Origin of the sequence: Priestia sp. YIM B13551 (genome assembly GCF_042787905.1) — a bacterium.
Lineage (GTDB): Bacteria > Bacillota > Bacilli > Bacillales > Bacillaceae_H > Priestia.
In genome coordinates this window covers 1,288,837-1,309,854 of sequence record NZ_JBHZOX010000001.1, presented here as the reverse complement: position 1 = coordinate 1,309,854, position 21,018 = coordinate 1,288,837, and the positions used below count along the sequence as shown (strand labels likewise).

The following is a 21,018-nucleotide window of genomic DNA, read 5'->3' as shown; positions in this document are numbered from 1 at the left end:
GGAAAAAGAAGGAGAAAAGAGAATGATCGAAAAAGGGAAAATTTCTTCATTTCAGATGGCGCTTATGATCGTACCAACGATAGTAGCAACCGCTATTCTTACCATCCCAGCCATTACGGGCAAGTATGCAGGGCGTGATATGTGGATTTCGCCAATTTTAGGTTCACTCAATGGATTTTTTACGGCGTTTATTGTGTATCAATTACATAAACTCTATCCGAAGGAATCGATCATCCAATACAGTAGACATATTATTGGTCGGACTCCAGGAAAAGTGCTTGGGTTTGTCTACTTGTTCTTTTTTTTGCATATATGTGGCACCATATCCAGGCAGTATATAGATTTCATTATTAATGCTTTTTTGCCTAAAACCCCGATGGTTGTAGTTATTGGGAGCATGGTTCTTGTATGTGCTTTCGCTGTACGAGGCGGCGTGGAAGTATTGGGAAGATCTGCCCAACTGTTCGTTCCAATCTTTATACTTCTTCCCCTGTTACTATTTATACTACTCATACCTCAATTCAAACCAGAGAATATGTTTCCAATTATGGAGCATGGTATGATGCCTTCGATCCTTGGAGCAGCTGTACCACAGTCTTGGTTTAGCGAAATGTTTCTTATCTCCATGCTTCTTCCTTTTTTGACAGATCATAAAAAAGGAAAGAAGTGGAGTATGATCTCGGTGGTTATCACTATGTTAGTCATGGTTTACACCAATATAGTGAACATATTCTTATTTGGAGAATCAGCAACCAGTTATATCTATCCGGTGTTTACTGCTTTCCGCTACATTAGTGTTGCTACTTTTTTTGAACATCTTGAAGCCTTTGTAATTACTATTTGGGTAATGGGAATATTTATTAAACTTTCAGTATTTTACTATGCACTTGTCTTAGGAACGGCCCAATGGCTACATCTATCTGACTACCGCCCCCTTGTATTTCCACTTGGTTTTCTGGTGATTATATTCGGTATATGGGTAACTCCTAGCATGTATGAATTAACTCGATTTTTAGGTAATATATTTCCTTTTTACGGAACATTCATTATGACGTTCATTCCGGTTTTACTACTACTCATTGCTATTATCCGGAAAAAATAATTAGAAAGGAAAATGTAATCATATGCCTATAAATCAATAACACACACAATATTTTGTCGATTTAAATATTTGTTAGAGATAATAAAAAAATAGAATGGGGTAAAAAGAAATGATTGAAAAAGGGAAAATATCATCTCTTCAGATGGCGATGTTACTATACTTTATTGTATTAGCTACAGCTATTCTGACTCTTCCATCAGTCGCCGGAAAAGATGCGAAGCAAGATCTTTGGCTATCACCAATATGGGCCTCCCTCATTGGTTTTCTGACATTAGGTATTTTTTTGAAATTAAACAAGTTTTATCCTAATGAAAATATTATTCAGTACAGTGAGCGTATTATTGGAAAGCTTGCCGGAAAGACTATTGGATTTATATATTTGTTTTTTCATCTTTATTTGAATGGTATTGTTCTACGACAGTACGCGGAGTTCATTGCAAACTTTCTTCCGAAAACCCCTATACCTGTAGTAATAGCCAGTATGGTGTTAGTTTGCATGTTCGTTGTATACGGAGGAGTAGAGGTGCTAGCACGTGCCACACAAGTTTTTCTTCCATTATTTATTCTTCCTCTTCTTCTGATGGTACTTCTACTGCTACCTGATATAGAAATTGATAATATATTTCCTATCATGGGGAATGGTATTTTACCATCTCTACAAGGAGCTACTTCTATTCAGTCATGGTTTAACGATTTTTTTTATATTTCTTTTTTTCTTCCTTTTTTGAAAGATCGAAGTAAGGCAAGAAAATTGGGTGTGATTTCTATTGTAGCTGTTGTACTAACTATGGTGATTACAAATTTAATTACCATTCTTGTATTAGGCAGCACTACTCAAGAATACACTTATCCCGTAATAAGTGTTTCAAGGTATATCAGCATAGCTAATTTTTTTGAACATGTCGAATCAATGGTGATGGCAGTCTGGGTTACAGGTATTTTTGTTAAAGTTTCAGCCATTTATTATGTACTTACACTTGGGACAGCGCAGTGTCTAAACGTACGTGATTATAAGCCATTTGTGCTTCCATTTGGTTTTCTCCAAGTTATAGTTGCTTTGTGGATATCTTCCAATTTTCAACAACTTGTTTCCTTTTTGTCTACAAGTGGCATTGTTTTCTTTTTTTCTCTAGAAATTGTAATTCCACTTTTTCTCCTCCTTATTGCTTTTATAAAAAAAGGGAGAAATGGGGGGCTTAATAGCAATGGAACTAAAAATCAAAAGAATCATTAGCGAAGATTTGGTAAAGCAGCTGCTTTCTGCAGAAACCCGGCGCTTTGCTTCTACACGTTATAAAAGAATTGAAAAATAGAAAGACCTGAAAAATCCATGAAAAAGTTACGCGGAAAAAATGGTCAAGAGACGTGAACTACGTACTTCTACTTCCTCGATTCTCCAATCCTTGTGTTTCCACGCAATTCCGTAATCCTCTTCATGTAAACAGATTGCATCAGAAATCGTTTTTATAGTGCCTTTACTACCTGGCATCTTAGTGCCGAAATAGCGAATTCCCCCTAGACAGCCACAGCCAAGCATTAAAGAATCAGCTACTTGCCCATCTTAATTTTTTAACTCTTTATAAAACCTTAAAAGTTAATAATAGGGTCATTTTGCTTGATATTTGTTTTATACATTTAATGAAATTGATTCTTACTGTACACTAGATAAGAAGAAAATTTATTCTAAACAAGGTTAGTATATTTATTTGCTGAGAAACGGAGGGAGTTAGATGGCAAATGTTCTTTTTTTAACTTTCCCGGTGAAGGGCACGTTAATCCTACCATTGCATTAGTAGAAGAGCTTGTGAAAAAGGGAGAAGAGGTGGTCTATTACTGCATAGAAGAATATAGAAACAAGATTGAAAAAACAGGCGCTTTATTTCGTCCTTATGAAAACTTTCTACTCCATATAAATACAGAAAAAGGATGGCAGAGAAAATAGATCCTCTTGAAATGCTTTTGCATATGGGAAGGGCTATGGATAAGATTATAGAAGAGGTTTTAAAAGAAATAAGAGCGGAAAAGTACGATTATGTTATTTATGATAATAATTTCGCTGCCGGATGGATTATAGCTGATATATTACGAATACCCAAAGTATGTTCTTGTACAACTTTTGCAATTAATAGCCAAATTTTTTCTATGTTTATGAAGAACAGGGGAGAAATAGATAAGGAATCTCCAAGATACATGGAAATCGAACAAATTTCAAAAAAGTGGAAAGATCAATATGGAGTTATTCTTACTGATAGAAAAATACCATGACGTGTCCTGGAGATATAACGATTGTATTTCCATCATTTAAAGAAAGCAGCTGCAAAATTGGAGAATCATTAAAAGAGGCTGGAGGATATAAAAAAGCAGTAGAAACAATTTTAAAATTCAAGAAGGTCATTAACAAAAACACCTCTAGTTAACGAAATAAAGTGTATTAATTTATTTTTTATATCAATTATCAATTATAAACAAATGTGCATTTTGAATGAAGAATCCTTTGGTAATAACGTTTTTTTCCTAAATTAATATAATATTATTAAAACGAGGAATAGCAAAAGTTTTAAAAAACTTAAAATCGCTTGTAATGGGTTATCCTGCTGTTCCCACAGAGTATGGTCTTTATTTATATGTGAAAACGAAAGTTTAATAACGATGAGAGTTATTATAAAGCGTTAATCCGTCATATTAATAAATAGCCTGTTTTGATCAATTTTTTCAAAGCAGGCTTTTTTTTTGTTCTTTTATCAAGTATGAGTAAGATAACGAAATTTTTCTTTAAATTAGAGAAAAATAAAAAGGTCTTTGTATTACATTTTTTGTAGTCAAATGCAAAAAATAAGTATATAATCAATATTAAATTTGTACCTATAAATTTAATATATTGGAATGAATTTAAAAAGTCAGTATGAAAATAAGGAGTGCTATAATGAAATTCGCAAAGGATTTTTTATTTGGAGCTGCATCAGCTTCTTATCAAATAGAAGGAGCTTGGAATGAAGACGGTAAAGGCGAAACAAACTGGGATGTTTTTTCAAAGATTCCTGGAAAAACATATAAAGGCACAAATGGAGATGTAGCTATTGATCATTACCATCGCTACAAAGAAGATATTAAGTTAATGGCAGAGATGGGACTAGAATCGTACCGCTTTTCTATTTCATGGGCACGTATCTTGCCAACTGGCGATGGAGAAGTGAATGAAAAAGGCTTGGAATTTTATAATCAAGTGATTAATGAATGCTTAAAGTATGGAATTGTTCCATTTGTAACGCTGTATCACTGGGATCTGCCTTTGACGCTTGAAGAAGACGGCGGATGGACGAATAAACGAACAGCCGATGCTTTCGTTAAGTATGCAGAGGTTTGTTTTAAGGCATTTGGAGACCGTGTTAAACATTGGATTACGTTCAATGAAACCGTTATGTTTTGCGGATTAGGCTATTTAAAAGGAGCACATCCGCCTGGTATCCAAAACGATGAAAAAAAGTACTTTCAAGCTACACATTATGTGTTTTATGCACATGCAAAAGCCGTAGAGATCTATAAGCAGCTGGAGCAGTATGGAGAAATTGGTATTACACATGTCTTCTTACCGGCTTACAGTGTTGATGATAAAAAGGAAAATATCTTAGCTGCTAGACACGCGAATGAATACGAAACGTTTTGGTATTATGATCCGATTTTAAAAGGCGAATATCCATCTTACGTCGTACAGCAATTAAAAGAAAACGGATGGACCCCAAGCTGGACGAAAGAAGAGCTAGATACATTAAAAAGAAATGCCGAAAACAATGATTTCATTGGTCTTAATTATTATCAACCGATTCGAGTAGAGAAAAATCAAGAAGCTGTTTCGTCTATGGAGCACTCGAGGGAAACATCTACTTTAGCTCCTGGAAATCCATCGTTTGACGGCTTTTATCGCACAGTAAAGATGACAGATAAAACCTATACAAAATGGGGATGGGAAATTTCCCCTCAAGGATTTTTAGACGGGCTGCATATGTTAAAAGAGCGTTATGGTGATATTAAAATGTACGTAACAGAAAATGGTCTTGGTGATGAAGATCCGATTATTGATGGTGAAATTGTAGACGTTCCCCGTATTAAATATATTGAAGAACATTTAAAAGTGATTAAGCGCGCAATAAAAGAAGGCATTCATCTAAAAGGATATTACGCTTGGTCTGTTATTGATTTATTAAGCTGGTTAAATGGTTATAAAAAACAATACGGATTCATTTACGTAGATCACGACGATAACTTAAATCGAAAGAAAAAACTGTCGTTTCATTGGTACAAGCATATTATTGAAACGAGAGGAGAAGAGCTATAAGTAAAAAGAAAACCTCTTGATTTTGATCAAGAGGTTTTGTGTATAATAGAAGCAGTAAATGATTGAGAATGTAAACTAGGGAGATTATATGGCTATAAAATATAAAGAAATTGCAGATCGTTTAGAAAGGGAAATTCGAGAAGGGACGTTTGATCAAACAAAAAAGCTACCGACGGAAGAAGAATTGATAAAAAAATTTGAAGTGAGCCGTAATACAATTCGAAAAGCAGTGACTCAGCTCGTCAATCGCGGCTATATCTATCAAGTCCAAGGAAGCGGCATGTTTTTGCGTGAGGAATCAGTCACAGATTATATTAATTTAGGCAGTCTTAGAGGATTAACGAAAGACTTAACGTCGAAAACAATTGAGACAAAAATTCTTTCTTTGCACGTGGTAGAAGCTGATGAATTAACCGCAAAAGGTTTACGGTGTGAAGGCGGAACCAAGCTATATTATGTGAAGCGGCTGCGAATTGTAGATGAAGAACCTTTTTCTATTGAAATCAGTTACTTTAAAAAAGATGTGGTACCTTATCTAAATGAAGATATTGCATCAAATTCTATTTATAGTTACCTGATAGATCACTTAAAATTAAACATTGGGTTTGCTGACAAAGTCATTAACTGCGAAAAAATTGATGAAGAAAGTGCTGAACTCCTTCATATCGACCCATTCGACCCAGCACTGATTATCGAAAATACGGTGTGCTTAACGAACGGAACGATCTTTGAGTTGTCAAAATCTATCTTTCACTTTCAAAAAGCAAAAATCTTAAATCGTATCAATTTTAAATAACATCAGCATTAACCGGTTAAGTTTATTTTTCTTAACCGGTTTTTGATTGTTTAAGAATGAAATGAGGTCGTGGATATGAGGGTCTTTTCTATGATAACTAATTGGAGATACGAAAGAGAAAAAATGATTTTTCTTTATAACAAGGTAAGAGGAGGTAGATTAAATTTCTTTATATCAAATGACAAGCCGTAACTTCTTTAATGCCGATACAGGGGAAATTTCACATAATGAATGGTTTGAAATATAGTGTAATTGAATATGCTCAAGGGAATGCTAAACATAAATCAAAATGAAAAGGGGTATAAAATGTGGAATATGTAAAAAGAGAAACGGCTATAAGTGAACTGACTCATCATATGGATGACATTTTAAACAAATATAACCTTCAAGGCGTCTCCGTATATGAGGAAGAAGGAGAAGGTAATCACTATTATCTTGGCTACACAGTAAAAAAGGATGATCATGTGTTTATGCTTAACAGACCTTATATAAAAGATAAAGACGGGAAACTAGCAGTAGAAAAGCAAGAATGGACCGTTCAAGGTAACGAAGGAGAAACAAATGGATATACTTCACTTGAAGATGCATTTCAAAAAATTGATGAAATCATACATTAAATAAATTTGATGAATTTCACTGCGGATGCTTTTCTTTGAACGCTTGAGTACGAACAGTAGAGGAGCTAATAGGTGACGGGTGTCTTTCATCTATACTATCTAAATTTTCTTTGCTTTGAAGTCTAGAAAATTATATAATAAAAAATTGTTTTTTAAGGTTTTACTATATAAATACGGGGTACACATATAGTACAGCAGCTATCATGCAAATGGTTGTTGTGAAAGGTTAAATACTTAGTGTATGAAGGGACTGATTAGTTTTGAAAGGCTTAACAGCGACTTCAGCAAATGTATTACCGCAAATTGAAAGTAGATATTCGTATCTCACGCAAGGCACTTTGGTTATGAACCGATATACGTAACGAAAGGGCCTGACTAGGAAAACAAAGGAAAGACTGAATCAACGAGAAGAAGCCTGCATCTAAAAATGTAGGCTTCTTCTTTTTTACAGATGAAACTAAGATGATGGATGAGTACATAGCGGATATAAATTGAAAAGATTCACATTCAATCAATTTTCCGTGCACGTTTTTCTTGAAAAAAGGTCATAAGTTGAAGATACTGTATATAACTATGTAAAAGAATTTTTGAATACAAAATAGTAAATCTGCTTGAGGTGAAAATGATGAGAAAAGCAAATAAAAGTGAATTTCTGTGGAATACGTTAGACGGCTGGCTTTTTATCCCTAGGAACATTCCTTTACTATTTCTTTTTGTATTTCTCTTAGGGGTTTCTTACCTAGGTTGGGTTAAGCTGTTTCATAAATTCGTTTAGATACACCAATGAGCTGAAACAAAAAACTGTTTCAGCTTGTTGGCGTGCTGATTTATTTATTTTATGTATAGATGTACCGTAATTTACCTAAATTATTCATTCCATCCTTTGCAGACATCAACCCACTTTAAGCATTTCGAAAATTCTTCTAGTTCAGGTATTGTTAATTCGATTGCACTATTTCCACTTCCACAGGCAGGGAAAACGGTGACGAAACGTTTCAGAGATTCATCTAGATACACGTGAACGCCTTCATTAACGGCAAAAGGGCATACTCCGCCTACAGCATGACCAATCAGCGTTTCTACTTCACTTGCTCCAAGCATTTTTGCTTTGGTTCCGAACTCTTCTTTATATTTTCGGTTATCAATTTTTGCATCTCCTGCTGCCACAATCAATAGAACAGTTCCTTCGGCGTTAAAAGAAAGACTTTTTGCGATCCGTTTCGGCTCGCATTTCAAAGCTTGCGCTGCCAGTTCTACAGTAGCACTGGACTCATCCATTTCGATAATTCGATTCTCCATACCATATTGTTTAAAATATGCTTTTACTTTTTCAATCGCCATTTTTTATATCCATTCCTTTCGTTAACTCTTGCAAATATGTATGATTGCCTTACAGAGAATGTGCAGTTGTTCTTTATAGTGAAAAAATCTTATTATTTTAATATACAGAAATTATACACAACTTTGAAGTTAAAAGCACATATTCGTTTTAACTAAAAAAGTTACGTAGGTAAAGTATTTTTAACTGATTAAAGCAGGATTACGGAACCCTTTGACGAATGTAACTATGTCGGCTGCGAAAACATAGGCATTAGAACGAAAGATAAATGATGAAATTGAAAAGGCGCAAACGTTCTAGTGAAATGAGGAGAAGTAATGCCAAATTTACACACTGTCATCAGTTTTTTTAGCAGTACATGTATGGCAACGATGAGTATGATTTATTTGTTTTCCCTTGTGCCGCGCGCATGGTCTTTTAAATTTCGATTTGGAGCCATGATTATAGGAATCCCAGTCGGCATTATAATGGGACAGGTTGCTATGCTGATCGGCTGGCACCATCATTAAAACTTTGAACTTTTTAACAAAAAAGGAGACGTGTAAAATGAATATTGTTACATTAAACAACGGTTTAAAAATGCCTCAGCTTGGATTTGGCGTATGGCAAGTAGAAGATAACCAAGCAGCATCTGCAGTGTCAAAAGCAATTGAAGTTGGGTATACCTCTATTGACACAGCCATGATTTATAAAAATGAAGAAGGAGTAGGTCAAGCGATTAAAAAATCTTCTGTTCCTCGAGAACAGCTGTTTATTACAACAAAAGTTTGGAACAGCGATCAAGGCTATGAAAATGCATTACGTGCATTTGACGAAAGCTTAGAACGATTAGGACTTGATTATGTCGATTTATATTTGATTCACTGGCCTACGCCTCAATATGATGAGTATGTGGAGACGTATAAAGCATTAGAAAAGCTTTATCACGATGGAAAAGTAAAAGCAATTGGCGTCTGTAACTTTGAAATTGAGCATTTAGAGCGCTTGTTAAACGAATGTGATGTAACACCTGTTTTAAACCAAATTGAGTGCCATCCGTATCTAGCTCAAAATGAATTAAAAGAGTTTTGTGCCAAACATAATATTTTTGTGGAAGCATGGAGCCCCCTTGATCAAGGAGGAGAAGTGTTACAAGACGAAGTCATTCAAAAAATTGCTGAAGTACATAGCAAAACTCCGGCTCAAGTTGTATTGCGCTGGCACTTACAGAACAACACAATTGTCATCCCTAAATCAGTTACACCGTCTAGAATAGAAGAAAACTTTAACGTGTTTGATTTTGAACTCACTGCCGATGATATGGCAGAGATTAATGAGTTAAACAGCAATCGCCGCAAAGGTCCGCACCCAAGTGACATGAACGTCCGATAACGTTTAAAGAAATAAGAATGTGCAGCCGTGAATCATCGCTGCTATAAGAAATAACGATTTTATTTCAGATTATTTAAAATTTTCTTAAATAATAATTGACAAATGATTAATTCAGCGTAATACTTAGTGTAGGTACCCTAGTTGCTTTAAGTTGTACAGCTTAAAGTGTATAGTGATTTAGTCATTTAGTGATTGTTTGTATGTATAAGGTGAAGTGCTGATTATTAATAAAAGCCCATAGTGTAAGTAGGTTAGTTTATAGGGGGCTATATCAAAAGGAGCTTGTTTCCTCTTTGATATAGCCCCTTTTTGTATTCAAAAAGAAAAGGTAGTCTACAGTTTAACAAGGGAGCGGGTATGATGTTTATTCAAATCGATGGAAATTCACTGACGTTCGACCAAATCTACAAAGTTATTTACCAAGGATACTCCGTGAAAATTAGCGATCACGCAGTTGAACATATACAAAAAAGCAGAACGTTAGTTGAAGAGAGTATTACGAACAACAACGTAATTTACGGAGTAAATACTGGATTCGGAAAGTTTAGCGATACGGTTATTTCAAAAACGGACTTAGCTGATCTGCAGATTAACTTAATTCGCAGTCATGCCTGCGGACTAGGAGAACCATTTTCTTTAGAAGTAAGCAGAGTGATGCTGCTGTTACGAGCGAATGCATTGGCTAAAGGGTATTCCGGCATACGACTGGAAACCTTGCAGCTGCTTATCGATTGCTTAAACCAAAATATAGTGCCGGTTATCCCAAGTCAAGGTTCACTTGGAGCTAGCGGTGACTTAGCTCCATTATCACATCTAGCGCTGCTGTTAGTTGGAGAAGGAGAAGCTGTATATAATGATCAGCGAATGCAAGGAGAAGAAGCTTTAAAGCTAGCTGGGCTTAAACCTATCCAATTACAAGCGAAAGAAGGGCTAGCTTTAATTAACGGCACTCAGGCAATGACAGCTGTAGGAGTAGTTTCGTACCTTGAAGCTCAAAAGCTAGCAGATCTTGCTGACGGGATTGCAGCACTGACGTTAGAAGGTCTGCAAGGCATTTTAGATGCATTCATGCCCGAGTCTCATGCGGTAAGACCTTATCCGGAACAACAGCAGGTAGCTGCCCGAATTCTTTCGTATTTAGAAGGCAGTCAATTAACTACTTCTCAAGGTCAAATAAGAGTGCAAGATGCGTATTCACTGCGCTGCATTCCTCAAGTTCATGGTGCTATTTATCAAGTTTTAAATTATGTAAAAGAAAAGCTGTTAATTGAAATTAATTCAGCAACCGATAACCCGCTCATCTTTGCCGACAGCGGCAAAGTAATTTCTGGAGGGAACTTTCATGGGCAGCCCATTGCGTTTGCTATGGATTTTCTAGGAATTGCAATGGCGGAGCTTGGGAATATTTCTGAACGGCGCATCGAACGAATAGTAAACCCTCAGCTTAGCGGGCTGCCAGCATTTTTAAGTGCAGATCCTGGTTTAGAGTCTGGGCTCATGATTACTCAATATGCTGCTGCTTCATTAGTTTCCGAAAATAAAGTATTAGCGCATCCATCAAGTGTCGATTCCATCCCATCTTCAGCGAATCAAGAAGATCATGTCAGCATGGGAACGACTGCTGCACGTCATGCTTATCAAATTATCCAAAATACACGAAGAGTTTTATCAATTGAAGCAATTTGTGCGGCTCAAGCGGCCGATATTCAAGGAGTGGATAAACTTGCTTCAGAAACAAGAAAAATTTACTCAAGAATTAGAAAAACCGTACCAACCATTATTAAAGACCGAATTTTCTCACGCGATATTGAGGCGTTAGCAGCTGATTTCAAAACCTTTGTGCAAGATACTAATTATGAACTAGCGCTGTAATAAAAATGTTAGTTTAACAGTTTTTCATTTTTATAGAGGAGGAAAACAAAATGGAGACAAAACAAAGTGGAATGAAAGCACCCCGTGGAACAGAACTAACGACAAAAGGCTGGGTACAAGAAGCTGCTCTTCGCATGCTTCTAAACAATTTAGATTCCGAAGTAGCGGAGCATCCGGAAAAGTTAGTCGTATACGGAGGAATCGGAAAAGCAGCCCGTAACTGGGAGGCGTTCGATCGTATTGTCGCAGCGTTAAAAGACTTAGAAGAAGATGAAACGCTTCTTATACAGTCCGGCAAGCCAGTTGCGGTTTTTAAAACCCACAGTGATGCACCGCGTGTTTTATTAGCGAATTCAAATCTTGTTCCTGCTTTTGCAAATTGGGAGACGTTCCATGAGCTTGATAAAAAAGGGTTAATGATGTACGGACAGATGACTGCAGGAAGCTGGATTTATATTGGAAGCCAAGGCATTGTTCAAGGAACGTATGAAACATTTGCTGAGTGTGCCAACCAGCATTTTAACGGAACTTTGAAAGGAACGATTACGCTAACAGCTGGATTAGGAGGAATGGGAGGCGCACAGCCACTAGCTGTTACGATGGCAGGCGGGGTTGTAATTGGAATTGATGTTGATCGCACGCGTATTGAAAAACGTATCGAAACAAAATATTGCGATACGGTAGTCGAAAGCGTAGCTGATGCGATCACGTTAGCTGAAGATGCAAAAAGATTGGGCAAAGCGCTTTCCATTGGATTAGTTGGAAATGCAGCCGAGATTCTTCCTGAGATGATAGAGCGAGGATTTATCCCAGATATTGTGACGGATCAAACATCGGCACATGATCCGCTTAACGGATATTTGCCGATTGGAGTCAGCTTAGCAGAAGGAGACAGATTGCGGAATACAAATCCAAATGAATATATAAAACAATCAAAAGCAAGTATGGCTATTCACGTTCAAGCCATGTTAGAGATGCAAAGAAAAGGCGCGGTTGCTTTTGACTATGGCAATAATATTCGCCAAGTGGCGTTGGATGAAGGTGTCACGAATGCATTTGATTTCCCGGGATTTGTCCCAGCGTACATCCGTCCGCAGTTCTGTGAAGGAAAAGGACCGTTTCGATGGGTCGCTTTGTCAGGAAACCCAGAGGATATTTATAAAACAGATGAAGTCATTTTACGTGAGTTTTCGGATAATACGCATCTTTGCAACTGGATTAAAATGGCGAGAGAAAAAATTGAGTTTCAAGGATTGCCGGCTCGTATTTGCTGGCTAGGCTACGGAGAAAGAGCGCGCTTTGGAAAAATTATTAATGATATGGTGGCGTCCGGAGAGCTGTCAGCGCCTATCGTTATTGGCAGAGACCATCTAGATGCCGGTTCTGTGGCTTCGCCAAATCGGGAAACTGAAGCGATGAAAGACGGCAGTGATGCAGTAGCAGACTGGCCGATTTTGAATGCATTAGTAAATACGGCAGCAGGCGCAAGCTGGGTATCTGTTCACCACGGAGGAGGAGTAGGTATGGGGTATTCTCTTCACGCTGGAATGGTTGTAGTAGCAGACGGGACGGAAGAAGCCGCCAAACGTCTAGAACGTGTTTTAACAACAGACCCAGGCATGGGTGTTGTTCGTCATGTAGACGCCGGCTATGATAAGGCCATTCAAACTGCAAAAGAAAAAGGAATACAAATTCCGGCGTTAAATGAATAAAAAAGGAGGGATACGTATGACTATTACGTATATCAAATGCGCTGCACAAGTCATTACGGTTAAAGGAGGAAGTCAGCCTAGACGAGCGGAGGAAATGTCAGATCTAGGAATTATTGAAAATGGCAGCGTACTCGTGAAAAATGGAAGAATTGTATTTGTTGGGCCTGACGTCAAAGCGCAGGAATACCTTGAGCATATCCATGAACCTATTAATATAATTGATGCCGAAGGAAAAATCGTAACGCCTGGGTTGATTGATCCCCACACTCACCTTGTGTTTGGCGGCAGTCGTGAAAAAGAATTAGAAATGCGCTTAAACGGGGCAAAGTATATTGATATTTTAAAAGCGGGAGGAGGAATTTTACAAACAACCGTTAGTACACGACAAGCAACAGAAGAGGAGCTAATCAAGCAATCTACAAAACGTTTAAATAAATTTCTGCAGTACGGAGTTACAACTGTCGAAGCCAAAAGTGGGTACGGTTTAAATCTTAAAGATGAAATCAAACAATTAAAAGTAGCGAAGAAACTGAATGAACAGCATCCAGTAGATGTTGTTTCAACCTTTATGGGAGCTCATGCGGTGCCAGTTGAGTACAAAGGAAATGAAGATGAGTTTGTTCGTTTCGTTATCGAAGAAATGATACCAATCGTTGCAAAAGAAGAGCTAGCGGAGTTTTGTGATGTATTTTGTGAAGAAGGCGTGTTTACAGTTGAACAGTCAGATCGTATTTTACAAGCTGGAAAAGCATACGGACTAAAACCTAAAATCCACGCCGATGAAATTGTGTCTTTTGGCGGGGCAGAATTAGCGGCTAAAGTGGGAGCTGTGTCTGCGGATCATTTGTTAAAAGCATCGGATCAAGGAATTAAGCAAATGGCTGAAAGCGGAGTTATAGCCGTTCTATTGCCGGGTACTGCATTCTTTTTAATGGAAGAGCCGGCGCGTGCTAGAAAAATGATCGAAGCAGGAGTGCCGGTTGCTTTGTCTACAGATCGAAACCCAGGATCTTCTCCTACGGAATCGCTGCCGTTTATTATGAATTTAGCTTGTTTAACGATGAAGATGACGCCAGCAGAAGTTTTAACGGCCTGTACGATCAACGCGGCTCATGCCATTTGCAAAGGGAATCAAATCGGAAGTATTGAAGTAGGTAAAAAAGCCGATTTAGTGCTATTTGACGCTCCCAATTACCAAACGCTGCAGTATAACTATGCCGTAAACCTTGTAGACACGGTATTAAAAGATGGAAAAGTTGTGGTTGAAGGCGGTGTTTTACATGAACTATCCGTACCCACAGCTTGATCGACCGCCTTTTTGCTGGCAGCGTCAAAGTACTCCTGACCCAAAAGTAAGTGATTGGATTCAGACAGTTGAAGATGGAAGCAGCGTCGACTTTACATCGATAGATATTACGGTCTTGGGCGTGCCTCTTTCAAGATCTTCCATTAGCGCTTCTGGAGCCAGTGAGACGCCAATGGCCATGAGGAAGCTCTGGAAATCCTTTAACCCGTATCATATTGAGTATGATACGGATTTGACTTCCTTCGCATGTGCTACCTATTATGCTTGGAGGCGATCATTCTATTACAGCTATGTTAGTAAAAGGGTGGAAAGAGTCACATCCCGAACAGAAAATAGGGATTTTACAGTTTGATACGCACTTTGACTTACGCAGCTTAGAAGATAACGGTCCTTCTAACGGAACCCCTATACGAAATTTAATCGAAAGCAATACTATTGATGCAGCTCATGTATGGAATATCGGACTTCACGGGTTTTATAATTCAAAATCGTTAAAGGAATATGCAGATAGCAAAGGCGTTCATTATGTAACGTTACTGCAAGCAAGAAAAGCAGGAATAAATCATACCGTGAAAGAAGCATTAAAACAGCTGAGCAAAGAGGTAGACATGATCTATTTAACAGTTGATATGGACGTGTTAGATATCGCTTACGCACCGGGAGTTCCAGCAGGAACGACAGGCGGAATGAGGACAGATGAGTTGTTTGAAGCAGTATACACCGCCGGGAGTCATCCACTTGTTCAAGCAATGGATATTGTATGTCTAGATCCGCTGCGTGATGTAGGAGAAATTACCGTGAAAGCAGGCGTACACGTGTTTTTGAATTTTTTAACGGGCGTTGCAAACAGAAAGTAAGGAAGTGTGCTTCCTTACTTTTTTATATGGCTATTTTTATAAGATTAATAAACGATTGTTGAGAGTGGGATAAAATAACTTTAGAAGTGTGTATGGATTTTAGTAAATATATTTTTACTAAAATAAACATTTTTTATTGTTTTTATTCGAATTTAGTAATAATATATTTACTAAAGAAGGTGAACATCTTATGAAGGAAAATCTGGCTAAGGAATATATCGCTTTAATACCGGTTTTATTTGAAAACTTCAAGAACTTAAACAAGAATGAAGTGAAATTAACACATTTACAAAATCACGTAGTTGAATTTATGTATATGAAAAAAAGAGATTTGAATATTAAGGAAATTAGTAATGGATTAAATATTGCCAAACAACAGTTAACGAATGTTATCAGTGAATTAGAAAATGAAGGATATTTAATCAAAATGCCTGATCCGCGAGATAAGCGTGCAGTTTTAGTCTCATTAACGTCTAAAGGAAAAAGTATTCAAGAAGAAAAATGGAGAGGGATTTATAGTAACTTTCATACAAATCTTGCGAAGTTAAATGAAGAAGAGCAATTAGACCTGCACTTCGCTCTTCATAAATTAAATGTTTTATTAAAAAAGATGGAGGGGTAAATCATGAATCAAAGAGAGCGAATTTCACTTATTAGTGTAGGCGTTATAGGCGGGACAGTAATGGGAGTAATTTATAAAGATCTATCCAACTGTTTAATTACAGGTGTTATTGTCGCTTCAATCATTACGGTAATGCTCAATCAAAAAGCGAAAAGAACAGCTAGATAGTATGAATAAACGTAAGACAGCACCAGCAAGTCACCAACTCAGCTATGGTGCTGCCTCTCGTTTATAAAGTTTATTTTCTAAATGAACATTACGAAGCTGAATATGATTTAAGAGCTTCAAGCATCAGATCCCAAAATCCATCCACATCAAGGGTTAAACCAAACTTCGCATTTGCTTTCCTTCCTGTAACTCCAAGCAAATCAACTGAAGTCGTTCCAGCCGTGTATTCTCCGCGTGTTTCTACCACAATATTAACTTCCTTTAGCGTAAATAGTTCTGGAGCTATGCAATAAGCAACGGTTAATACATCGTGAACAGGAGGACCATCAAAGCCAAACGTTTCTTTATAGGTAGATTTAAAAAATGCTAATAATTCACCCACCTTTTTTGCTACGTTATTATCAATGTTCATCACTTGGTTAATAACATTATCTGTTGCAACGGCTTGATGCGTAATATCTAACCCCATTACTATCAGTGGAATGCCGCTATCAAACACTTTTTTAGCCGCTTCTGGATCTGCCCAAATATTAAACTCAGCTGTTGGCGTCCAGTTCCCGAAGGTTCCGCCGCCCATAAGGATAATCTCTTCAATATTTTCTTTAATTTCTGGAGCTTTTATTAAAGCTAAAGCAATGTTCGTTAATGGACCGGTAGGCAAAAGCGTAACGGGATCTTCTGACTCTTTGACCATTCGTATAATAGTATCTACTCCGTGTTCTTCGCTCCAGCTGCGAGAGAGAGCCGGGAACTCAGGGCCGTCTAATCCTGAATCACCGTGTATACTAGGCGCGTTTTCACGTCTGCGCATCATTGGTTCGCTTGCTCCTTTTGAAACAATCACGTTATGTAACGATACTAAATCACACACCTTCAAAGCATTCAGCGTCGTTTTTTCTATTTCTGCGTTTCCTGAAACAGTTGTAATCCCTAAAATATCTAATTCTGGTTGTGCAGCAGCTAAAATAATTGCAATGGCATCATCATGACCTGGGTCACAGTCCATAATAATCTTTCTTTTTTTCATTATTGTCACCTCTATAGAATGGATAAATTAATGTTATTTTTGCAGGGAATTTACTCTATCTAAAATAGCTTCTGTAAAATCCGACGTAGAGGCATGTCCGCCTAAATCTTTTGTTTTCACTTCATCTTGGAGCGTTTGATAAAGAGCGCAGTCTACTGTAGCAGCCACTTCTGGAAGTTTGTGATCCGTATGTTTTTCAGCCAGCCATCTCAGTAGCATAATCCCCGAAGAAATAATACCGGTTGGGTTTGCTATGTTCAAACCTGCGATATCTGGCGCAGAACCATGAGCTGCTTGTGCCATAGCCATATGTTCATTTGCATTAAGAGAAGGGGCTAATCCTAAGCTCCCTACAAGCTCGCCGGCTAAATCTGAAAGAATATCACCGTACATGTTTTCGGTTACAATGACATCAAAATCGGCTGCACAGCGTACTAGATGAGCAGCCATAGCATCAATATGATAGTCGTCCACTTTTACTTCAGGATATTGCTCAGCTACTTCTCGACAAACGTTTAGAAATAGTCCGGTACTTAATCTTAAAACATTTGCTTTATGTACGATTGTTACTTTTTTACGACGCTGCATAGCCAATGCAAAAGCTTCATGCGCAATTCTTTCTACGGCTTTTCGCGTAAATACGCCCGATGTCACCACAACGTCTTTTGTAATTTGCCATTCCCCGTGTCCAGAAAACATATTACGATCGGCACAAAATCCTTCTGTATTTTGCCGGCCAATACCCCTATACGATAAACAGTCATTGATTTGAACACCCTTTCATTATGCGCAATGCTTTTATAAATAGATTGAAGTTTTATAGTATTAATCTACTTAAAGGAAAGACAATAATAAAATAGTATTTTTTTATGTTTATAGATTAAATTCTTTTATCTTTCTTTTTGCTGCTTTTTTTAAAAAGAACTAGCTAATGCTTCGTGCTCCAGATTTTCTATTAAACAGCTTCTTAATTGGTGATATTAAATTTAAAAAAACACCCAATTACCACCTAAAACATGATTTAATTATATCATAATTCAGAAAATTAAACGGTTATCCGTTGGCACGAAAATTGCTTGTACTGTATATGAGGAATAAAAAAGAAAGGAGCAATATGTAGTTGCAGATAAGGAAGCTGCTTTTAAAGAACGAGAAGTCTGTTTAAAGTTATTATTTCACAATGAAGGGGAGAAGAAGAATGAGTGAACCGCAAAAAGAAATGAGTTCATTAAATCAGGTAAGGAAAAAAGAGAGGAAAATAAACGTTTTTGCTTTATTGTTAGGCTTTCTTGTGATTGCTACTATTTTAACGTATATCTTGCCAGCCGGAGAATACGCACGTGTAGAAGTAGACGGACGAACAACGGTAGATCCTCAGTCGTTTAAATGGATTGATTCTACGCCAGTTGGATTCTTTGATATGGTCAAAGCGATACATACAGGAATGGTAGAAGGAGCCGATATTATCTTTTTTGTATTAATTATTGGCGGTTTCTTTGGTGTACTAAGTGCTACGGGTACAGTAGATGTATTAATTACAACGATGGCTAAAAAGCTTGCTACCCGAGAAAAGTTATTAATTCCTGTTATGATGCTATTTTTTGCGGTAGGAGGATCTTTAATGGGAATGGCGGAAGAAACGCTAGCCTATATTCCTCTTTTAATTCCGCTGGCACTTGCTCTTGGGTTCGACGCATTAACGGGAACTGCCATTGTTTTAATTGGAGCATCAGCTGGTTTTACTACGGCCGTTATGAATCCGTTTACAGTGGGTGTTGCACAAGGAGTAGCAGAGCTTCCTATGTTTTCTGGAATGGGCTTTCGCCTTATCTTATTCGTAGTTGTTTACGCTGTTTCAGTATGGTTTGTCTATCGATATGCGATGAAAGTTAAAAAAAGTCCTTCGATTGGAACATACGGAAAATACAGCATAACTAATGCAAATAAACTTTTAAACTCCGATGCCAAGTTAACTAGAAAGCATAAATGGATTATGGCAGCATTTCTTGTTAACTATGTAATTCTTGCTTTTGGGGTTATTAAGTATAAGTGGTACATTACCGAAATTGCCTCTCTGTTTGTCATTTTGACTATTGTGATTGGGGTTATTGGGAGACTGTCTGTTGAAAATATAGTTAAGTCGTTTACAAACGGGGCAGCAGCATTAGTTGGAGGAGCGCTAGTTATCGGAGTTTCTCGTGCTGTTCTTGTTGTTTTGAATGAAGGTCATATTGTAGATCCTATGCTTCATCAAGTATCTGGAGCCATTCAACATATTCCGGGATATTTAAGCGTTATCGGAATTTATAACTTCCAAGCGCTGATTCACCTTATTTTAGCATCTGGAACAGGTCATGCGATGCTGACAATGCCAATCATGACGCCGCTTGCAGATTTGCTTGATATTACAAGACAAACAGCAGTATTATCTTTTTCTTTTGCAGACGGCATCGGAAACATTATTTTCCCGACGGCTGGAACATTAATGGCTGGCTTAGCGATTGCGGGAATTTCATGGACAAAGTGGGCAAAATGGGTGCTGCCGTTAGTCCTTATTCAATATGTGATTGGTCTAATAGCCGTTGTGATTGCTTATTTTATCAATTACGGACCATTTTAAGCATTAAAATTATATAGAAAAATATTATTCGCAAGTCGAGCTTACTAGTAGGAGGAATAGAAGTTGTTAACCTTAATCAAAAACGCAGAAGTATATGCACCACAGCCTTTAGGAAAAAAAGACGTATTACTTGCAGACAGCAAAATCATCCTTATAAAAGATTATATTGAGCATTTAAATACGTCCATTCCTATTGATGTTGTAGACGCCGCTAATCACATTATAGCTCCAGGCTTCATTGACTCACATGTTCATATTATTGGTGGAGGAGGAGAAGGTGGATATAAAACACGCACTCCTGAACTAATGTTAACCGATGCAACGACTGCCGGTGTTACAACTATTGTAGGTGTACTTGGAACAGACGGTACAACAAGAAGAATGGAAAATCTTCTGGCCAAAGCAAGAGGATTAGAAGAAGAAGGGATTAGCTGTTTCATTCACACAGGTTCCTATCAAATACCGGTAAAAACGTTAACCAGCAGCATCGAGGAAGATCTTATTTTAATTGATAAAATTATTGGAGTAGGTGAAATTGCGATCTCTGACCACCGTTCCTCTGAACCGACATTTGAAGAACTGGTAAAGGTGGCTTCCGCTGCCCGCAATGGAGGGATTTTATCAGGAAAAGCTGGAATATTAGAAGTTCACGTAGGAGATGGAGAACGAAAATTATCTTTATTAAATCAAATTGCAGATAAAACAGACCTGCCAATTCGTCAATTTCATCCTACACACATTAATCGAAATGAAGAGCTGTTTAAAGAAGGAATTCAATTTGCGAAACGAGGCGGATATGTAGATTTGACGACTAGCACCATTCCCCATTTTTTAGAAGAAGGGGAAGTGAAGTGCAGCAAAGGGTTACGCATCATGCTTGAAGAAGAAGTTCCGATCTCGAGTATTACGTTTTCATCCGATGGAAACGCGAGCCTGCCGTTTTTTGATGATAACGGAGATTATAAAGGTCTTCAAGTTGGAAAAGTGTCTTCTTTATTTCAAGAAGTACGAGATGCAGTATTAGAGGAATCAGTACCGTTAGAAACAGCTCTTCAAGTTATTACCTCTAACCCTGCTAAAGTATTAAAATTGTACAATAAAGGGCATATTCAACCTGGAAAAGATGCAGATTTAGTCCTTTTAGATAAAGAGACGCTAACGATTAAAACAGTTTTTGCTCAAGGTAAGATGATGCTAAAAGATGGTGTTCCTCTTGTGAAAGGAACGTTTGAATAACAGATTTTAGACTCTAAGCAGCGAAGCATCATTTAACGAA

18 protein-coding genes and 3 pseudogenes are annotated in these 21,018 nt (G+C 37.5%); 17 read left to right on the top strand and 4 right to left on the bottom strand.

What is annotated here, in order from left to right; genetic code table 11:
• Positions 1 to 22 precede the first annotated feature (22 nt).
• Together ACFX4N_RS06690 and ACFX4N_RS06685 are read left to right on the top strand one after the other, a co-directional pair.
• The gene (locus ACFX4N_RS06690) at positions 23 to 1,102 is read left to right on the top strand and encodes a GerAB/ArcD/ProY family transporter (RefSeq protein ID WP_192100646.1); all 1,080 of its coding nucleotides are present in this window, start codon (positions 23 to 25) and stop codon (positions 1,100 to 1,102) included.
• 109 nt (positions 1,103 to 1,211) lie between these two features.
• Complete coding sequence (locus ACFX4N_RS06685; protein WP_057274662.1) at positions 1,212 to 2,336, top strand: GerAB/ArcD/ProY family transporter; 1,125 nt, start codon at positions 1,212 to 1,214, stop codon at positions 2,334 to 2,336.
• Positions 2,337 to 2,441: 105 nt separating this feature from the next.
• On the opposite strand, the pseudogene ACFX4N_RS06680 reads toward ACFX4N_RS06685, so the two are convergent.
• Positions 2,442 to 2,648, bottom strand: a pseudogene (locus tag ACFX4N_RS06680) (copper amine oxidase); the annotation flags it as partial.
• A 380-nt stretch (positions 2,649 to 3,028) separates the two neighbouring features.
• On the opposite strand from ACFX4N_RS06680, the gene ACFX4N_RS06675 reads away from it, so the two are divergent.
• From ACFX4N_RS06675 to ACFX4N_RS06655, 5 genes are all read left to right on the top strand, one after another.
• Entirely contained in the window at positions 3,029 to 3,367 is a 339-nt protein-coding gene (locus ACFX4N_RS06675; protein ID WP_025601823.1) for a glycosyltransferase, read from the top strand.
• Positions 3,364 to 3,519: a hypothetical protein gene (locus ACFX4N_RS06670; RefSeq protein WP_377261057.1), complete on the top strand. Its 156-nt coding sequence runs from the start codon at positions 3,364 to 3,366 to the stop codon at positions 3,517 to 3,519. Before ACFX4N_RS06675 ends, ACFX4N_RS06670 begins: the two co-directional genes overlap by 4 nt.
• A gap of 506 nt (positions 3,520 to 4,025) precedes the next feature.
• Positions 4,026 to 5,435, top strand: coding sequence for a GH1 family beta-glucosidase (locus ACFX4N_RS06665; protein WP_013056314.1), 1,410 nt, complete (start codon positions 4,026 to 4,028; stop codon positions 5,433 to 5,435).
• Between the two features lie 88 nt (positions 5,436 to 5,523).
• Complete coding sequence (locus ACFX4N_RS06660; protein WP_013056315.1) at positions 5,524 to 6,231, top strand: GntR family transcriptional regulator; 708 nt, start codon at positions 5,524 to 5,526, stop codon at positions 6,229 to 6,231.
• Between the two features lie 308 nt (positions 6,232 to 6,539).
• A complete protein-coding gene (locus ACFX4N_RS06655) occupies positions 6,540 to 6,848 on the top strand; it encodes a DUF5634 family protein (RefSeq protein WP_013056316.1) in 309 nt (102 codons plus the stop codon).
• A gap of 867 nt (positions 6,849 to 7,715) precedes the next feature.
• On the opposite strand, the gene ACFX4N_RS06650 is transcribed toward ACFX4N_RS06655, so the two are convergent.
• Positions 7,716 to 8,189 (bottom strand): YbaK/EbsC family protein, encoded by a 474-nt coding sequence (locus tag ACFX4N_RS06650; protein WP_013082511.1) that lies wholly within the window; start codon positions 8,187 to 8,189, stop codon positions 7,716 to 7,718.
• Between the two features lie 315 nt (positions 8,190 to 8,504).
• Between ACFX4N_RS06650 and ACFX4N_RS06645 the strand changes: the two genes are divergently transcribed.
• From ACFX4N_RS06645 to ACFX4N_RS06610, 8 genes and pseudogenes are all read left to right on the top strand, one after another.
• A complete protein-coding gene (locus ACFX4N_RS06645; RefSeq protein ID WP_192100737.1) occupies positions 8,505 to 8,696 on the top strand; it encodes a hypothetical protein in 192 nt (63 codons plus the stop codon).
• Positions 8,697 to 8,733: 37 nt separating this feature from the next.
• The gene (locus ACFX4N_RS06640) at positions 8,734 to 9,558 is read left to right on the top strand and encodes an aldo/keto reductase (RefSeq protein ID WP_057274664.1); all 825 of its coding nucleotides are present in this window, start codon (positions 8,734 to 8,736) and stop codon (positions 9,556 to 9,558) included.
• Positions 9,559 to 9,918: 360 nt separating this feature from the next.
• A complete protein-coding gene (hutH, locus tag ACFX4N_RS06635) occupies positions 9,919 to 11,430 on the top strand; it encodes a histidine ammonia-lyase (RefSeq protein WP_013056321.1) in 1,512 nt (503 codons plus the stop codon).
• A gap of 50 nt (positions 11,431 to 11,480) precedes the next feature.
• Positions 11,481 to 13,142: a urocanate hydratase gene (gene hutU / locus ACFX4N_RS06630; RefSeq protein ID WP_377261052.1), complete on the top strand. Its 1,662-nt coding sequence runs from the start codon at positions 11,481 to 11,483 to the stop codon at positions 13,140 to 13,142.
• A gap of 16 nt (positions 13,143 to 13,158) precedes the next feature.
• Entirely contained in the window at positions 13,159 to 14,448 is a 1,290-nt protein-coding gene (gene hutI / locus ACFX4N_RS06625) for an imidazolonepropionase (protein WP_057274666.1), read from the top strand.
• Positions 14,423 to 15,305, top strand: a pseudogene (locus ACFX4N_RS06620) (agmatinase family protein). Before hutI ends, ACFX4N_RS06620 begins: the two are co-directional and overlap by 26 nt.
• Positions 15,306 to 15,495: 190 nt before the next feature.
• Complete coding sequence (locus tag ACFX4N_RS06615) at positions 15,496 to 15,927, top strand: MarR family winged helix-turn-helix transcriptional regulator (protein ID WP_057274667.1); 432 nt, start codon at positions 15,496 to 15,498, stop codon at positions 15,925 to 15,927.
• Between the two features lie 3 nt (positions 15,928 to 15,930).
• Positions 15,931 to 16,095: a hypothetical protein gene (locus ACFX4N_RS06610; protein WP_170959567.1), complete on the top strand. Its 165-nt coding sequence runs from the start codon at positions 15,931 to 15,933 to the stop codon at positions 16,093 to 16,095.
• 88 nt (positions 16,096 to 16,183) lie between these two features.
• Here the strand turns inward: ACFX4N_RS06610 and ACFX4N_RS06605 are convergent, their stop codons facing one another.
• A complete protein-coding gene (locus tag ACFX4N_RS06605) occupies positions 16,184 to 17,122 on the bottom strand; it encodes a nucleoside hydrolase (RefSeq protein ID WP_057274668.1) in 939 nt (312 codons plus the stop codon).
• A gap of 33 nt (positions 17,123 to 17,155) precedes the next feature.
• Positions 17,156 to 17,863 (bottom strand): annotated as a pseudogene (locus ACFX4N_RS06600) (isocitrate/isopropylmalate dehydrogenase family protein); the annotation flags it as partial.
• 457 nt (positions 17,864 to 18,320) lie between these two features.
• Between ACFX4N_RS06600 and ACFX4N_RS06595 the strand changes: the two are divergent.
• Both ACFX4N_RS06595 and iadA read left to right on the top strand, forming a co-directional pair.
• Positions 18,321 to 19,742 carry a YfcC family protein gene (locus tag ACFX4N_RS06595; protein WP_057274669.1) on the top strand — a complete coding sequence of 474 codons (1,422 nt, stop codon included), beginning with the start codon at positions 18,321 to 18,323 and terminating at the stop codon, positions 19,740 to 19,742.
• A gap of 63 nt (positions 19,743 to 19,805) precedes the next feature.
• The gene (gene iadA, locus ACFX4N_RS06590) at positions 19,806 to 20,978 is read left to right on the top strand and encodes a beta-aspartyl-peptidase (RefSeq protein WP_013056329.1); all 1,173 of its coding nucleotides are present in this window, start codon (positions 19,806 to 19,808) and stop codon (positions 20,976 to 20,978) included.
• Positions 20,979 to 21,018 lie beyond the last annotated feature (40 nt).

What these genes read in the sequence shown, in the direction of transcription:
- ACFX4N_RS06690 (WP_192100646.1), top strand. Translation starts at nt 23, where the DNA reads ATGATCGAAAAAGGGAAAATTTCTTCATTTCAGATGGCGCTTATGATC.
- ACFX4N_RS06685 (WP_057274662.1), top strand. Translation starts at nt 1,212, where the DNA reads ATGATTGAAAAAGGGAAAATATCATCTCTTCAGATGGCGATGTTACTA.
- ACFX4N_RS06675 (WP_025601823.1), top strand. Translation starts at nt 3,029, where the DNA reads ATGGCAGAGAAAATAGATCCTCTTGAAATGCTTTTGCATATGGGAAGG.
- ACFX4N_RS06670 (WP_377261057.1), top strand. Translation starts at nt 3,364, where the DNA reads ATGACGTGTCCTGGAGATATAACGATTGTATTTCCATCATTTAAAGAA.
- ACFX4N_RS06665 (WP_013056314.1), top strand. Translation starts at nt 4,026, where the DNA reads ATGAAATTCGCAAAGGATTTTTTATTTGGAGCTGCATCAGCTTCTTAT.
- ACFX4N_RS06660 (WP_013056315.1), top strand. Translation starts at nt 5,524, where the DNA reads ATGGCTATAAAATATAAAGAAATTGCAGATCGTTTAGAAAGGGAAATT.
- ACFX4N_RS06650 (WP_013082511.1), bottom strand. Translation starts at nt 8,189, where the DNA reads ATGGCGATTGAAAAAGTAAAAGCATATTTTAAACAATATGGTATGGAG.
- ACFX4N_RS06645 (WP_192100737.1), top strand. Translation starts at nt 8,505, where the DNA reads ATGCCAAATTTACACACTGTCATCAGTTTTTTTAGCAGTACATGTATG.
- ACFX4N_RS06640 (WP_057274664.1), top strand. Translation starts at nt 8,734, where the DNA reads ATGAATATTGTTACATTAAACAACGGTTTAAAAATGCCTCAGCTTGGA.
- hutH (WP_013056321.1), top strand. Translation starts at nt 9,919, where the DNA reads ATGTTTATTCAAATCGATGGAAATTCACTGACGTTCGACCAAATCTAC.
- hutU (WP_377261052.1), top strand. Translation starts at nt 11,481, where the DNA reads ATGGAGACAAAACAAAGTGGAATGAAAGCACCCCGTGGAACAGAACTA.
- hutI (WP_057274666.1), top strand. Translation starts at nt 13,159, where the DNA reads ATGACTATTACGTATATCAAATGCGCTGCACAAGTCATTACGGTTAAA.
- ACFX4N_RS06615 (WP_057274667.1), top strand. Translation starts at nt 15,496, where the DNA reads ATGAAGGAAAATCTGGCTAAGGAATATATCGCTTTAATACCGGTTTTA.
- ACFX4N_RS06610 (WP_170959567.1), top strand. Translation starts at nt 15,931, where the DNA reads ATGAATCAAAGAGAGCGAATTTCACTTATTAGTGTAGGCGTTATAGGC.
- ACFX4N_RS06605 (WP_057274668.1), bottom strand. Translation starts at nt 17,122, where the DNA reads ATGAAAAAAAGAAAGATTATTATGGACTGTGACCCAGGTCATGATGAT.
- ACFX4N_RS06595 (WP_057274669.1), top strand. Translation starts at nt 18,321, where the DNA reads ATGAGTGAACCGCAAAAAGAAATGAGTTCATTAAATCAGGTAAGGAAA.